Below are 14,828 nucleotides of genomic sequence, written 5' to 3'. Positions count from 1 at the left end.
CACCGGTAGGCCGAAATCCACTTTCAGCCTACCGGTCAATGTGCCCGAGGCGCAGTCTTCAAGTCTGCGGCAGGGCATCGGCGCAAGGAAGCTGTGCCTGCTTCTGCACGGAGCGATACAACAGACTGGAAACCATGAAGCCGATCACCGCCAGGATGCTCATCAAGGAGAACACGTAGTCGTAGCCCTGCTGCCCCGGGAAGTGATCGAGGATCGAGCCGTAGATGACATAGGCGAACATGCCGGGGGCATAGCCGATCAGGCAGCCGATACCGAAGGCCGAGCCGGTGATATGCGGGGCAATCCCCACCTCGCTCATGGGTGCCCAGAACACGCCGCGCATGGTGAAGACAATCAAGGCGAAGGAAAGCGTGGCGGCCATGCCGGCATAGATGAAGCTGTTGCCCTTGGGAACCAGCATGATCAGCGCCATGGTCGGCAGCAGCGCCAGGAACGCCCACTTCAGGTAGCGACTCGAACTCTTCAGGCGCTTGTCCGCCATGTAGCCGCCCGCCGGCCCGCCCAACACCTTGAGGAAGTACTGATTGATGATCCCGTAGGCGCCGACCAGCGCCACCGGCAACTCGTACATGTCCTTCAGGTAGGGGATGAAATAGGTCAGGCCGCAGTAGACGATGTAGACCATGAACACGTTGAAGCTGACCAGCCAGATGCCCGGCACCCGCACCGCCTCGAACAGACCGGAAAGGCCGGCTTTCTGCGCCACCGCCGGCTGCGTCTTGCCGCCGCTGCGGAGGAGGAACCAGGTGAGCACGCCGGCGAGAATATCGATCAGCGAGTAGAACACGATGGCCGACTTCAGCCCCGTTTCACCGGAGCCCATGACGACGAATACGCCCAGGGCGGAGAACGCGACCAGGGTGTCGACCACCCCACGACCGCCTTCGAGGAAGCCGAACATACGCCCCTGCTCGTTGTCATCGCCGAGGTTGCGGATGGCCTTGAGCAAGGACGGCCAGTAGATGCAGTCGGCGCAGATGGCAAACAGGCTGAACACGATCAGGAGCATGTTGAAGCCGGGGAAGGTAGCCAGGTAGAGCCCCAGACCGCCGGTGCCGATCAACCCCAGGGGGATCAGCTTGCGGGTGTCGAAACGGTCGGCGAGCATGCCACCGACCACGAACAGGGCGGTGGCGATGATCGCGTTGGCACTCAGCAGGGTGCCGATCTCGGTATGGCTCAGGCCCATGAACTCCTGCATGGGCACATAGAAGGCGTCCTTCAGGTTCGCCAGTTTGTAGATGGTTCCCCCACCGATGATGAGGATCAGAAAACGGAGCCATTTGGCTTTGGCCTGTGCTGTCATTGTTGTTCTCCACAGTAAGAATGGGTAGTTGCCACGCGCGGTCTGGCTTCAGGCCTGAACGGGCGACGCTGCGGCCAGGGCCAGTTCGGCCAGGATCGTCAGTTCGCCGAGCAGACCGCGCACGTAACGGATCTGATTGTTCGCCCAACGCCGTTCGTCGGCGGCCATCCGCTGCGCCGTGTAGCCGGGCGGCAGGGCCGTCTCGCTCATCTCGCGGAACGGAATGAAGGGGTCTGGCGCCTCGTCCGCCTGGCGGAAAGCCGGAGCGATGTAGTGATTTTCCTGCTCGAGGATGAAGGCGACCACCTGCGGCGCCCGCTCCCCCAGCATCAGCAGTTCGTAGATCATCCGCGGGCTGGGCAGGTCGTCGTCGGCGCTGCCCTGCAGCACGCCGTAGTGGCCGCAGCCATTCTGCTCGGCAACGATGCGCACCCCCTTCAGGTGCACCTGGCGGATATGCGCGGCCAGGCCCTGCAGGGCCGCGAGGGGCTGTTCGCCGGCGTTGATCATATTGCCGAAGTCGAACAGCGCATGCAGGCGCGGGTGAGCCAGGCGCTCGAGCAACTGGGCGATCTCGCCGCTCTTGAGTTCCTCGTGCTGCTCGAAGTCGAAGAACAGATCATGCTGATCGGCCTGGCCGGCGAGGTAGTGCAGGTCGGTTTCGATCAGATCCAGCACCCGCGAGAGATGACCCTCGTAGCGCGAATAGACGCGGATATTGCGCACGCCCAGGGTCTTGGCGATGGCCACGACCTGATCCACGTCCTCCTTGCGCGTGCTGCTGATCTCCAGATGCAGATCGAGGCCCAGCGTCTCGGCCTTGGCGGCAAAGGCCAGGAGCTGATCCTGGCTCATCCGGCCCAGGCTGTTTTCCTCGCCGTCGAGCAGGTGCAGGCTCACGCCTTGGAGCTCATGGGCGTAGGCAAAATCAAGCAGGTCGGCGGGTTTGAGGCAACCTTGGGTGAGGTTGCTCAGCAGCGGGTAGGCATGGGCGAACAGACGCAGCTGGCCCAGTCGTTCGAGCAGCTTGTCGGCCACTGCCGGGGTGAGTAACGGGGGTGGATTGTCATCGCCGGCCTTGTGGCTCAGCAGCGCATGGAAACGCGCTTGGATAGCGTTCATTCGATTCATTCCTCGGGTAGGCACCGGGCTGACCGGCGATGCCTTTATCGCGCGGGAATGGAACTATCCATATAGCCATTATCAGCTAATTGTTAAGACCACTTTCTGCCACCCGCGACAGCTGCACGGCGGCCATTCGGCCTGACGTCAAACCCTGTGCCCCATGTTCTGCAGAGCCCGAGCCAGGGCCTCAACCTTGTCTTCGGCCTGTTCCTCGGGCGTACCGGCAAATCCGATCAGCAGCCCGGGCGGCAGGTAACGCTGGATGCAATAGTCGCTCAGGGCATAGGTATAGATCTGCTGGCTGGCCAGCCCGCCGGCGACGGCCGCGTCATCCAGCTCGGGCGCCAGCCAGCCGATCAGGTGCATCCCGGCATCCACCGGTTTGACCTCGAGAAAGCCGCCCAGGCGCCTCTGCAGCGCCGCCAGCAGGCAGTCCTGGCGAGCCTGGTAGAGGGCGCGCATCCGCCGGATGTGGCCGAGGAAATAGCCCTCACGCATAAAGTCGGCGGTGACCGCCTGCAACAGCGTCGCCGGACTGCGATCCATCACCGCACGCATGGCGCAGAAGGGCTCGACCAGTGCTTCCGGCAGAATCACATAGCCCAGCCGCAGCGACGGGAACAGCACCTTGCTGAAGGTGCCGACGTGAATCACCCGCGCCCGCCGATCCATGGCATAGAGCGCCGGCTGCGGGCGCCCCTGGTAGCGGAACTCGCTGTCGCAATCGTCCTCGATGATCCAGCCCGACTCGCGCCCGGCCCACTCGATCAGCTCGAGCCGCCGCGCATAGCTCATGGTGGTGCCGAGCGGGTGCTGGCGTGCGGGCGTGGTGAAGGCCAGGCGAGCCTTGGGGCACTCGCGCAGCCCCTGCTGCACGTCCATGCCCTCGCCATCGATGCGCAGCGGCACCATCCGGCAGCCCTGGGCCTGGAAGGCGATACGCGCGGCGATATGCCCCGGATCCTCCATCCACACGCCGTCCTGCGGGTCGAGCAAGAGCATGCCCAGCAGGTTGAAGGCCTGCTGGGCGCCCGACACTATCACCACCTGTTGCGCACTGCAGTCGATGCCGCGCGCGTCATACAAGTAGGCGGCAATCGCCTCGCGTAGCGCCTGCTGCCCCTTCAATTCACCGTAATTGAGCAGGGCCTTGGTCGGCTGGCGCAGGTGGCGACTCAGCAGACGCTTCCACACCGGCAACGGGAAGGCGTCGTAGGCCGCATGACTGGGCAGGAACGAGGTCGGACAACCCGGTTCCCAGGCCGTGTAGCTGATCCCGCTGAAATGGTCGCTGCGCATGGACAACAGCGACTGACTGAGGCTGGACAGGCGCGGCGCCTGACGTGGCTCGTCGCCAGGTGCGGCCCGGCCTCCCCACTCGGCGCCGACGTAGGTACCGGCACCGGTGCGCGACTCCAGGAAGCCTTCCGCGGTCAGCTGGTCGAAGGCATTGAGAATGGTGATCCGCGACAAACCCAGCTCCGTGCACAGGGTGCGCGTCGACGGCAGGCGCATACCGCCCTGCAGGCGACCGCTGAGAATCTGCTGGCGGATCTGCAGATACAACTGGCGATACAGGGGCACCGCGCCGCTACGGTTCAGCTCGATACTGGCAAGCAGCATGCCGCCGGGAACTTTCATGGAGTGTGCGCCTCACGCGGGCTGATGACCGGTGCTCGCCGCCACGTCTAGCCTGGCGGCGGGCGCGAGCGCACATAGGTTAGCAAAGCGCAGAGCCCCCACCAATGGCGGGGGCTCTGCGCAAATCGGCAAGACAACCCGAGGCTGCTAGCCCCTGACATTCCGCAGCGGTGCTTTGCTGCGTTGCGCGGTTTCCCAGTTGGGTGCCAGGCCGACCTCCACCTCCGCCGCCGGCAGCATCCCGCGCCCACGCAACAGATCGGACGCGCGCTCGGCGAGCATGATGGTCGGCGCATTGAGGTTGCCGTTCGGCTCGGTCGGGAACACCGAAGAGTCGATCACCCGCAGCCCCTCCAGGCCGCGCACGCGCAGCTCGGAGTCGACCACCGCCAGCTCGTCCTCGCCCATGCGGCAGGTGCCGCAGGGGTGATAGGTGCTCTCCAGATTGGCGCGGACGAAGGCGTCGATCTCGGCATCGCTGCTGACCTGCGGGCCGGGGGCGATCTCGCCGTCGCGGAAGGCGTCCATCGCCGGCTGGCCGATGATCTCGCGGGTCAGGCGCACGCAACGGCGAAAGCCCGCGCGATCCTCCTCGCGCTCCAGGTAGTTGAAGACAATCCGCGGATGCTCGTAGGGATCGGCCGAACGGGCGCGCACGTGACCGCGGCTCTTGGGCTTGTTCGGCCCGGTCAGCACCATGAAGCCGTGACCCTTGATCGGCTTCTTGCCGTCGTAGCGCATCGCCGCGGGGAGGAAGTGGAATTGGATATCGGGCCAGCGCAGGCCCTGCTCGGAGCGGATGAAGCCGCCGGCCTCGAAGTGGTTGGTCGCCCCCAGGCCGTCCTTGAACAACAGCCAGCGCAGGCCGATCAGCAGCTTGCTCAGCGGATCCATCTTGTTGTTCAGGGTCAGCGGTTGCTTGCAGCCGAACTGGATGTAGACCTCCGCGTGATCCTGCAGGTTCTCCCCCACGCCCGGCAGTTCGTGGCGCAGCTCGATACCGGCCTGCCCGAGCACCTCGCGCGGGCCGATGCCGGAGCGCTGCAGCAGGTGCGGCGAACCGATCGGCCCGGATGCAACCAGCACTTCGCGGTTGCAATGGACGCTATGGGTCGCGCCGCCCCGGTCATACTCCACCCCCACCGCGCGCTTGCCGTCGAGGAGGATGCGCCGGGTCATGGCCTCGGTCAGCACGGTCAGGTTCGGCCGCGTCATAGCCGGGCGCAGGTAGGCATTGGCGGTGGAGCAACGCACGCCGTCCTTGACCGTCATGTGCATGGCGCCGAAGCCTTCCTGCATGTAGCCGTTGGTGTCCTCGGTCTTGATATAACCGGCCTCGGCCCCAGCCTCGACCCAGGCTCGGTACAGCGGGTTACTCATATGGTTGCCATTGGTGGTGCTGAGCGGGCCGCTAGCGCCGCGATAGGCGTCGCCGCCGGCCTCGTAGCTCTCGGCCCGCTTGAAGTACGGCAGGCAGTGGCGATAGCCCCAGCCGCGCGCGCCGAGTTCTTCCCATTCATCGAAGTCGTAGGCGTGGCCACGGATATACACCAGGCCGTTGATCGACGAGGAACCGCCGAGCACCTTGCCTCGCGGGCAGTGCACGCGGCGCCCGTCGAGACCGGGTTCCGGCTCGGTTTCATAGCGCCAGTTGTACTTCTTGGTGTTCATCGGGATCGAGAAGGCGCTGGGCATCTGGATCACCACGCTGCGGTCGCTGCCGCCGAACTCCAGAACCAGCACCGAGGTAGCGGGATCCTCGCTGAGGCGGTTGGCCAAGACGCAGCCGGCGGAGCCGGCACCGACGATGATGTAGTCATAACGCTTAGTCATTGCTGTAACTCCGCGAATCCAGGTCGAGAATCCGGGTCGTGCCGGCGTGGCGGTTCGGGTAGGCGCCCCAACCCAGGCGTTCGGCCAACAGCCGGGTCAGCCCGTAGTGGACGATCCCGGCGAGCAGACAGGACGGCAGCGAGGCGCTGATGAAGCTGAACAGCGTGGTATTGGCCAGAGTCTGCGGATTGAACACCACCACGTAGGCGACGAAGCCGATGACCAGCGCCGTCAGGGCGATGGGGTTGAAACCCTTCCAGTAGCGGTACGGCGACTGCGCTTCGGCGGCGTACAGGTGGCGCAGGTTCAGGCGCTGGCGGCGCAGGAAGAAATAATCGGCGATGCCGATCCCGGCCAAGGCACTGTTCAACGCCGAGGTCCACACCAGGAAGATGAAGAAGCCGTCGTAGATACCCGGGGCGAAGCAGACGATCAGCGCCGGCACCACACAGAACAGCGCCACCAGCAGCGTCCAACTCATTTCCCGCAGCTTTTTCCCGGCCAACTGACGCAGGCCGACGATCGAGGTATAGAGGATGTTGATCATGCTGGTGACATTGGCGAAGGCCACGAAGCCCAGGGCAATCACGCCGAAGACGATGCCGCCGATATGGGTCATCCACACGGTCGGATCGCTGTTGCCGAGCGCGGCCGCCGCCAGCAGGCCGACCACCTCGCCCAGTGCGGCGGCGCCGAAGATGCCGATGACATTCGGCCAGAACGCCGTGCGCTGGTTCTTCGACAGCCGCGCCAGGTTGCCGATGTAGGGCCACCAGGAGAAACCGGCGGCCATGTTCACTTCCACCGCGATCATGAAGTTGACGCGCTTGTCGTCGAACGGCGCATCCAGGGCCGGCAAGGCCAGCAGTTCGGCGAACGAGTGCTCGCTGAGGATCAGGTAGAGCATCACGCCCATGATGACCACCAACGCCGGCGCGACTATGGTGTTGAACACCTTGATCGAGGTCGGCCCCTTGGCCACCACGACCGCCGCCAGGACGATGGCGAAGGTACCGGAAGCCAGCGCCAGCCAGCCGTTCGGGTCGGTCTGGTGTTCCGAGACCAGCCCGCTCAGGCCGTCGATCGAGCGGCCGAACATCAACCCCAGCACCGCCAGCCAGCCCATGGTCAGGAACACCACCGCCAGCACATAGACCAGCCGGCTGCCGTTGCTGCCGAACATGCTGCGCAGGAAGGTGAACTGCTCGGTGCCGTACTTGCCGCACGGCACGCAGGTCGAGAAAGTCGCCAGCAACACCCCGAGGATGTTGCCGATGACGATGGCGGCGATGCCTTCGCGCGGGCCGACGAACAGCGCGGTGGCGCCGCCGATCAGAAAGGCCCAGGTGGCGATGGCCAGGGCCGAGTTGGCGTAAGTGAACTCCCAGAAGCCCCACATGCGTTCCGCGGGCAGCAGGGGGGTATCGCCGCGTTCGGCCTCGAGGCCGTGGTCGACATCATGCTTGGCCATGACTCAGTACCCCCACAGGTAGAAGCCGACGACCAGTACCAGCGTCATCAGGCCGATAGCGATGTAGTCCATGGCGCTCAGCGCACCCGGCCATTGCTCGTCTTTCTCCATCTCCTCGTAGACGCCAATGCGCCTTTCCAGATCCTGCGCTCTTACATGTTCGGCTTGACTGTTCATCTGGGCATAACCTCGTCTGATTTGTTGTTATGAGCGACGCGATGCATCCGGCATACCGACGTTTGTAGCTACTTACTGCTCAGGGCAGGGTGATCCACACCGCCTTGGTCTCCAGCAGGTAATCGAGTTGTTCGGCGCCCAGATCCTTGCCATAGCCGGACTGTTTGTAGCCGCCGAAGGGCATGCACGGGTCGATGGTGCTGTGCGCGTTGACGTACACCGAGCCGGCGCGCAGCCGCGGAATCAGGTTGTGCACCCGGCCGAGGTCGTTGCAGTAGAGCGCGGCGGCCAGGCCGAACGGCGAGTCGTTGGCCAGCGCCAGCGCCTCCTCCTCGTCATCGAAGGGTGCGGTCACCAGCACCGGGCCGAAGACCTCCTCCTGGACGATGCGCATGTCGTTGCGGCAGTTGGCGAAGATGGTCGGCTGGACGAAGTAGCCAGGCCCCTCGACGGCCGCGCCGCCGTAATAGAGCTCGGCGCCCTCGGCCTTGCCGGCGGCGATGTAGCCGAGCACCCGCTCCTGCTGCTGGCGCGACACCAGCGGGCTGATGAAGCAATCCTCATCCAGGCCCGGCGCCATTTTCAGGCTGGCGGTGTAAGCGGCCAGTTCGCCCAGGAACTCGGCGTAGATGCTGCGGTGGATGTAGGCCCGGGTGCCGGCGTCGCAAACCTGTCCGGAGTTGAAAAACACGCCGTTGGCCACCGCCTGCGCGGCCGCCTTGAGGTCGGCATCGGCGAAGACGATCACCGGCGACTTGCCGCCCAGCTCCAGGGTCAGGCGCTTCATCTGATCCAGGGCCGCCTTGCCCACGCTGCAACCGACCGGGGTCGAGCCGGTGAAGCTCAGCTTGTCGATGCCCGGATGGCTGGCCATGGCCGCACCGACCACGCTGCCGCGCCCGCTGACGATATTGACCACGCCGTCGGGGATGCCGGCCTGCTGCACCAGTTCGGCGAAACGCAGGGCCGACAGCGAGGTCAGCTCGGCCGGTTTGACCACCACGGTGCAACCGACCGCCAGGGCGGCGCCGAGTTTCCAGGCCATGGTCTGCAGCGGGAAGTTCCACGGCACTATGACCCCGACCACGCCCACCGGCTCCTTGCGCGTATAGGCCAGGTAGTTGCCGGGCAGCGACGGCTCGACGGTACGCCCGTGGATCTTGCTGGCCCAGCCGGCGAAGTAGCGGAAGGTGTCGATGCTGCCCTGGATGTCCACGGCGCGGGCCTGGGCCACCGACTTGCCCATGTCGATCGATTCGATCTCGGCCAGCTCGTCGGCATTGGCTTCGATCAGATCGGCCAGACGGTGCAGCAGGCGCTCGCGCTCCAGCGGCTTGAGCAGGCGCCAGGCGCCGCCATCGAACTGCGCGCGGGCAGCCTGCACGGCGCGGTCGAGATCATCTGCCGTACCCATCGGGATGCGTCCGAGCACACCCTCGGTGGAGGGCTCTATCACCTCGGCGCTGCCGCCATCGGAGGCTTCCACCCAGGCGCCGCCGATGAACATCTTCTGCGTCTTGGCCAGAAACCCCTGGGTGGCTTCGGAGATACCGAACTGCTGCAGGTACTGCTTAACGATGCTGTCCACTGTCATGCCTCCTGAGCGGCGCGCGCGCGGGCACGAGCGTGAAAGATAAAACCGATGCTGTTGAGCAACAGTTGCGCGGCCAGAATCGAGGTGACCCCGGCCGGATCGTAGGCCGGTGCGACCTCGACCAGGTCCATGCCGACGATCCTGCCCTGGCTGCGCTTGGCCAGCGCCTGGATGATTTCCAGCACCTCGTAGTAGAGGAAGCCGCCATGGCTGGGGGTGCCGGTGCCGGGCGCGATGGACGGGTCGAAGCCATCGATGTCGACGGTGATGTAGTAGTTGACGCCTTGCGGGATCAGCTCCAGTACGCCCTCGCTGCCGAGGCGCCGCACATCGCGAACCGAAAGAATCTTCGAGCCGGCGGCATGGGCGGCTTCATAGTCGTCGCGATTGGACGACGACACGTTGCGGATGCCCATCTGGGTCATGCCGACGATGTGCTCCATTTCCGAGGCGCGGCGCAGCGGGTTGCCGTGGCCGTAGCGCACGCCGTGGCGCTCGTCGACGAAGTCCAGGTGCGCGTCGAAGTGGATGATATGGATCGGCCCGCGCCCCTCGAACGCCTTGATCACCGGGGCGTGGATCGAGTGGTCGCCGCCCAGCACCACCGGCATGGCGCCGGCATCCAGAATCTTGCGCACGGCGTACTCGGTGTTGGCGTTGCTGGCGGCCATGTCGGTATGCACGATATCGGCGTCACCGACGTCGACCATGCGCACATCCGACGCGGTCAGGTACATGACGTCATCTTCGTGGTCGTAGGCGCCGGCGTGGCCGAAGGAGAACAGCGTGGAGGCCTCGCGAATGCCGCGCGGCCCGAAGCGCGCGCCGGAACGCCACTGGGTGCCCATGTCGTTGGGCGCGCCGAGGATGGCCACATCCGCATCGAGCGCATCCCAATCGGTGCACACCGGCGCCTTGGCGAAGGTGCAATGGCCCACGAACGGCAGGTTCAGGCGACCGGACTCGTAACTGTTGTTCGGCATGTTCAGGCGTCTCCAACTCTTGTTATTAGCGAGTGGCGAAGGGCTAGGCATTCGCCGTTGGAGTGACTATGGGCGCAGTTTTTTCTGGAAAAAATGCCAAACATCAGATACTCATATCGGTGTTTCCGATGTGTCGCGAACGGGAGGTTTGGGTGATCCAGCTGCACGATGTCGACCTGAAACTGCTCAGGGTCTTTGCCACCATCGTCAAATGCGGCGGCTTTTCCGCGGCCCAGGCGGCGCTCAATGCCGGCCAGTCGACCATCAGCGAACAGATGACTCATCTGGAAACCCGGCTCGGGGTCAAACTCTGCCAACGCGGGCGCAGCGGCTTTCACCTGACCGAGCAAGGCGTAGCGGTGCACGAGGCGACCCTGCGTCTGCTCGCGGCGGTGGAACACTTCTGCGTGGACGCCGACGTGCTCAAGCAGCACATCAGCGGCCAGCTCAACCTGGGCATTATCGACAGCACCATCAGCGACCCGGACTCGCCCATACCGCGCACCACCCAGCGCTTCGTCTCCCGTGGGCATGACGTCCATCTCAACGTCTATATCGGTTCGCCGGCGGAACTGGAAGAGCGCGTGCTCGACGGCCGCCTGCACCTGGCGGTGGGACACTTCCCCATCCATGTGCCCGGCCTGTCCTACTCGGCGCTCTACCAGGAGGTGCTGGGGCTGTATTGCGGGCGTCGCCACCCGCTGTACGGCAGCCGAGCCGAGGGCGCCAAGCTGCTCGAGGAAATCAGCGCGAGCCGCACCGTCGCCCGCGGCTACATGCAGCACTACGACCTGGAGCAACTGGGCGTGAGCAAGGCGGCGGCGACGGTGGACAACATCGAAGCCCTGGCCATCCTGATCATCTCCGGCGCTTACATCGGTTTCCTGCCCATGCACTTCGCCGCGCAATGGGTCAAGACCGCTGACATGCGCCAACTGGCGGCGAAGCAGCTGCAGCCGCTATCGCCATTCGACGTGATCACCCGGCGCGGCATGGCCCCGCCACCGATTCTCCATGCCTTCCTCGAGGATCTCGCGGTCTGTTCGCGTGCCGGCACTCGCGCCTGAAGCCATGAACCGGACGGTGCTCAACGGCTTGGATCCTATAAGCCAAAGGCGACCCTAGGGCCGCCTTTGACTGATTGGCCTGGGCCCACTCAAGCCAGTTCGCCGCGCAACTGCCGCGCCGCGGCGACCATATTGACCAGCGCCGCTTCGGTCTCCGCCCAGGCGCGGGTTTTCAGGCCGCAGTCCGGGTTGACCCACAGCCGTGCGGCAGGGATGCGTTGTGCCGCCTTGCGCAGCAATTTGACCATCTCGGCGCTGTCCGGCACCCGTGGCGAATGGATGTCGTAGACCCCGGGGCCGATATCGTTGGGGTAGTTGAAGGCCTCGAAGGCCTCGAGCAGCTGCATGTCCGAGCGCGAGGTCTCGATGGTGATCACGTCCGCGTCCATGGCGGCGATGGCTTCGATCACGTCGTTGAACTCGCTGTAGCACATGTGCGTATGGATCTGGGTGTCGTCGCGCACGCCGCAGGCAGCCAGGCGGAAGGCCTCGGCGGCCCAGTCCAGGTAGTCCTGCCACCCGGCCTGGCGCAGCGGCAAGCCCTCGCGGAAGGCCGCTTCGTCGATCTGCACGATCTTGATCCCGGCCGCTTCCAGATCCTGCACCTCGTCGCGAATCGCCAGGGCCAGCTGCCGCGCCTGCTGCTCGCGGCTGAGATCTTCGCGCGGGAACGACCACAGCAGCATGGTCACAGGCCCCGTCAGCATGCCTTTCATCACCTTGCCGGTGAGGGTCTGCGCGTAGCGGATCCACTCCACCGTCATCGGCTGCGGCCGGCTCAGGTCGCCATAGATCAGCGCCGGTTTGACGCAGCGCGAGCCGTAGCTCTGCACCCAGCCGAAGCGGCTGAAGGCATAGCCGTCGAGCTGTTCGGCGAAGTACTCGACCATGTCGTTGCGTTCGGCCTCGCCGTGCACCAGCACGTCCAGGCCCAGGTTTTCCTGCACCTCGACCGCGTGGCGGATCTCGCCGTGCATGGCCTCGCGGTATTCGGCCGGCGACAGCTTGCCCTGCTTGAATGCCTGGCGCGCCTGGCGAATCGCCGGAGTCTGCGGGAAGGAGCCGATGGTGGTGGTCGGCAGCGCCGGCAGTTGCAGGCGCGCGCGCTGCCGCTCGATGCGCTGCACGAACGGCGACTGACGCCGGCTGTCGGCCGCGCTAATCGCCGCCAACCGGGCCTGCACCGCCGGCTTGTGGATACGCGGCGACTGTGCGCGGCTGGCCTGCACGGCGCGGCTTGCAGCCAACGCGGCCTGCGCCTTGGCGTTCTGCGGGTCATTCAGGGTAGTGGTCAGTGCGGCGACTTCCTCGCACTTCTGTACGGCGAAGGCCAGCCAGCTCTTCAGCTCGCTGTCGAGCTGGTCTTCAAGGTTCAGATCGACCGGGCTGTGCAGCAACGAGCAGCTCGGCGCCACCCACAGACGCTCGCCCAGGCGCTCCTGCGCCTGCTGCAGGATGGCCAGGGCCTTGTCCAGGTCGGTGCGCCAGACGTTGCGCCCGTTGACCACCCCGAGCGACAGCACCTTGTAGGTCGGCAAGCGGTCGAGAATGCTCGGGAACTGCTCGGGAGCGCGAACCAGGTCGATATGCAGACCGTCTACCGGCAGGTTGGCAGCCAGGCCGAGGTTATCTTCCAGGCCACCGAAGTAGGTGGCAATCAGCTTCTTGCCGGGCTCGCGCTGGAGAATGTTGTAGCCGCGTTCGAAGGCATTCTTCCAGGCTTGCGGCAGGTCGAGCGCCAGGATCGGCTCGTCGATCTGCACCCATTCGACGCCCTGGGCGGCCAGACGCTGGAGGATTTCGCCGTAGACCGGCAGCAGGCGCTCAAGCAGATCCAGGCGCTCGAATTCGCCTCCCTTGGTCTTGCCCAGCCACAGGTAAGTCAGCGGGCCGATCAGCACCGGCTTGACCTTGTGGCCGAGGGAATGGGCCTCCTCGACTTCCTCGAACAACTGCTCCCAGCTCAGCTGGAACTGCTGATCGACGCTGAACTCCGGAACCAGATAGTGATAGTTGGTATCGAACCACTTGGTCAGCTCCTGGGCATGGGCAGCGCCACAACAACTGCTGTGGCTGACGCCACGGGCCATGGCGAACAGGGTATCCAGACTCGGCTTGCCGCTCTGCGGGCGGAAACGCTCGGGGATCACGCCGAAGGCCAGCGAATGGCTCAGCACCTGGTCGTACCAGGCGAAATCGCCGACCGGCAGCAACTCGATACCGGCGTCCTTCTGTAGCTGCCAGTGGGCGGCCCGCAACTGACGGCCGACCGCCCGCAGGCCGGCGTCGTCCAGCTCGCCCTTCCAGTGGGCCTCCAGGGCTTTCTTCAATTCACGGTCGGCGCCGATGCGCGGAAAACCCAGGGAATGGGACAGGGCCATGTCGAAACTCTCCATACAAGTGATGGCGGGTATTGTCGACAGCCGCGCATCATGAGGCAAACTCAGCATTTTTGTATTGAACTATCATTTCATTCATAATCACCCGATCACCATTGCCTGCAACCGCGGCCTGCTCGCGCCTACGCCAAGCACCGCCATGAAACACCGAGGTTTGCCATGCTCGAACTGCGCCACCTGAAAACCCTGCACGCCCTGCGCGAAAGCGAGAGCCTGGTGGACGCCGCCGAGCGCCTGCACCTGACCCAGTCGGCGCTGTCGCACCAGTTCAAGGAGCTGGAGGAGCGCCTGGGCATGCCGTTATTCGTGCGCAAGACCAAGCCGGTGCGCTTCACCAGCGCCGGGCTGCGTTTGCTGCAATTGACCGATGCGGTGCTGCCGCTGCTGCGCGGCGCCGAGCGCGACCTGGCGCGGCTGGCCGGCGGCACCGCCGGCCGCCTGCATATGGCCATCGAGTGCCACAGCTGTTTCCAGTGGCTGATGCCGACCATCGACCAGTTCCGCGACGCCTGGCCGGAGGTGGAGCTGGATCTGGCCTCGGGCTTCTCCTTCGCCCCGCTGCCGGCGCTGGCCCGAGGCGACCTGGATCTGGTGGTGACCAGCGACCCGCTGGAACTGGCCGGCATCACCTATGTGCCGCTGTTCACCTACGAGGCCATGCTCGCCGTGGCCAACCAGCACCCGCTGGCCAGCAAGCCATTCATCCAGCCCGAGGATCTGGCCAACGAGACGCTGATCACCTACCCGGTGGAGCGCGACCGCCTGGACATCTTCACCCGCTTCCTGGAACCGGCCGACGTCGAGCCGGCGCAAGTACGCACCTCGGAGCTGACGGTGATGATGATGCAGCTGGTGGCCAGCGGCCGTGGCGTTTGCGGCCTGCCCAACTGGGCGCTGCACGAGTACAGCTCGCGCGGCTACGTGACGGCCAAGCGCCTGGGCGACAAGGGCCTGTTCGCCACCCTGTATGCCGGCATCCGCAGCGACATGCTCGACTCGCCCTATATGCGCGACTTCCTGCTGACCGCCAAGGACACCTCCTTCGCCAACCTGGAGGGGGTCAGCGTGGCGCGTTGAGCCCACAGCTGGCGGCCAATACCACGCGCAATCCGTAACCCGAATAAGCCTTGGCGCAATCCGGGATCGCGGCGCCCCGGATTGCGCCTCGTTCCGTGGCTTATCCGGGCTACAGCTTGCGCCTGCGCATCAAG

11 protein-coding genes are annotated in these 14,828 nt (G+C 65.1%); 2 read left to right on the top strand and 9 right to left on the bottom strand.

From position 1 onward, the window contains the following. Nucleotides 1-58: 58 nt before the first annotated feature. The 8 genes from P8H27_RS01745 to speB form a co-directional block, all read right to left on the bottom strand. Nucleotides 59-1,327 (bottom strand): MFS transporter, encoded by a 1,269-nt coding sequence (locus P8H27_RS01745; protein ID WP_289634902.1) that lies wholly within the window; start codon nucleotides 1,325-1,327, stop codon nucleotides 59-61. 48 nt (nucleotides 1,328-1,375) lie between these two features. Further along, on the bottom strand, nucleotides 1,376-2,449 hold the full coding sequence (locus tag P8H27_RS01740) for a sugar phosphate isomerase/epimerase family protein (RefSeq protein ID WP_374761314.1): 1,074 nt from the start codon (nucleotides 2,447-2,449) through the stop codon (nucleotides 1,376-1,378). A 147-nt stretch (nucleotides 2,450-2,596) separates the two neighbouring features. Next, the gene (locus P8H27_RS01735) at nucleotides 2,597-4,093 is read right to left on the bottom strand and encodes a PLP-dependent aminotransferase family protein (RefSeq protein ID WP_289634900.1); all 1,497 of its coding nucleotides are present in this window, start codon (nucleotides 4,091-4,093) and stop codon (nucleotides 2,597-2,599) included. Nucleotides 4,094-4,240: 147 nt separating this feature from the next. Beyond that, on the bottom strand, nucleotides 4,241-5,926 hold the full coding sequence (betA, locus tag P8H27_RS01730; protein ID WP_289634899.1) for a choline dehydrogenase: 1,686 nt from the start codon (nucleotides 5,924-5,926) through the stop codon (nucleotides 4,241-4,243). Next, nucleotides 5,919-7,397, bottom strand: coding sequence for a cytosine permease (locus P8H27_RS01725; RefSeq protein WP_289634898.1), 1,479 nt, complete (start codon nucleotides 7,395-7,397; stop codon nucleotides 5,919-5,921). The genes betA and P8H27_RS01725 overlap by 8 nt, the downstream gene beginning before the upstream one ends. A gap of 3 nt (nucleotides 7,398-7,400) precedes the next feature. Beyond that, the gene (locus tag P8H27_RS01720; RefSeq protein WP_289634897.1) at nucleotides 7,401-7,574 is read right to left on the bottom strand and encodes a hypothetical protein; all 174 of its coding nucleotides are present in this window, start codon (nucleotides 7,572-7,574) and stop codon (nucleotides 7,401-7,403) included. 79 nt (nucleotides 7,575-7,653) lie between these two features. Next, complete coding sequence (locus tag P8H27_RS01715; RefSeq protein ID WP_289634896.1) at nucleotides 7,654-9,162, bottom strand: aldehyde dehydrogenase; 1,509 nt, start codon at nucleotides 9,160-9,162, stop codon at nucleotides 7,654-7,656. Nucleotides 9,163-9,164: 2 nt separating this feature from the next. Beyond that, the gene (gene speB / locus P8H27_RS01710; RefSeq protein ID WP_289634895.1) at nucleotides 9,165-10,151 is read right to left on the bottom strand and encodes an agmatinase; all 987 of its coding nucleotides are present in this window, start codon (nucleotides 10,149-10,151) and stop codon (nucleotides 9,165-9,167) included. Nucleotides 10,152-10,303: 152 nt separating this feature from the next. On the opposite strand from speB, the gene P8H27_RS01705 reads away from it, so the two are divergent. Next, nucleotides 10,304-11,218, top strand: coding sequence for a LysR family transcriptional regulator (locus tag P8H27_RS01705; RefSeq protein WP_289634894.1), 915 nt, complete (start codon nucleotides 10,304-10,306; stop codon nucleotides 11,216-11,218). 89 nt (nucleotides 11,219-11,307) lie between these two features. Here P8H27_RS01705 and metE read toward each other — a convergent pair whose 3' ends face one another. Beyond that, nucleotides 11,308-13,599: a 5-methyltetrahydropteroyltriglutamate--homocysteine S-methyltransferase gene (gene metE / locus P8H27_RS01700; RefSeq protein ID WP_289634893.1), complete on the bottom strand. Its 2,292-nt coding sequence runs from the start codon at nucleotides 13,597-13,599 to the stop codon at nucleotides 11,308-11,310. Nucleotides 13,600-13,776: 177 nt separating this feature from the next. On the opposite strand from metE, the gene metR reads away from it, so the two are divergent. Then, nucleotides 13,777-14,694: a transcriptional regulator MetR gene (gene metR, locus P8H27_RS01695; RefSeq protein WP_289634892.1), complete on the top strand. Its 918-nt coding sequence runs from the start codon at nucleotides 13,777-13,779 to the stop codon at nucleotides 14,692-14,694. The last annotated feature ends 134 nt before the right edge of the window (nucleotides 14,695-14,828 follow it).

Source organism: Pseudomonas sp. sp1636, assembly GCF_030376615.1.
GTDB lineage: Bacteria > Pseudomonadota > Gammaproteobacteria > Pseudomonadales > Pseudomonadaceae > Aquipseudomonas.
Note: the sequence above shows the minus strand (reverse complement) of the source record. Positions and strands in the feature narration are given on the sequence as shown.

Excerpts from the sequence above, each read along its gene's own strand:
- P8H27_RS01720 (WP_289634897.1), bottom strand. The coding sequence starts at position 7,574 with ATGAACAGTCAAGCCGAACATGTAAGAGCGCAGGATCTGGAAAGGCGC.
- metE (WP_289634893.1), bottom strand. The coding sequence starts at position 13,599 with ATGGCCCTGTCCCATTCCCTGGGTTTTCCGCGCATCGGCGCCGACCGT.
- P8H27_RS01725 (WP_289634898.1), bottom strand. The coding sequence starts at position 7,397 with ATGGCCAAGCATGATGTCGACCACGGCCTCGAGGCCGAACGCGGCGAT.
- metR (WP_289634892.1), top strand. The coding sequence starts at position 13,777 with ATGCTCGAACTGCGCCACCTGAAAACCCTGCACGCCCTGCGCGAAAGC.
- P8H27_RS01735 (WP_289634900.1), bottom strand. The coding sequence starts at position 4,093 with ATGAAAGTTCCCGGCGGCATGCTGCTTGCCAGTATCGAGCTGAACCGT.
- speB (WP_289634895.1), bottom strand. The coding sequence starts at position 10,151 with ATGCCGAACAACAGTTACGAGTCCGGTCGCCTGAACCTGCCGTTCGTG.
- P8H27_RS01745 (WP_289634902.1), bottom strand. The coding sequence starts at position 1,327 with ATGACAGCACAGGCCAAAGCCAAATGGCTCCGTTTTCTGATCCTCATC.
- betA (WP_289634899.1), bottom strand. The coding sequence starts at position 5,926 with ATGACTAAGCGTTATGACTACATCATCGTCGGTGCCGGCTCCGCCGGC.
- P8H27_RS01740 (WP_374761314.1), bottom strand. The coding sequence starts at position 2,449 with ATGAACGCTATCCAAGCGCGTTTCCATGCGCTGCTGAGCCACAAGGCC.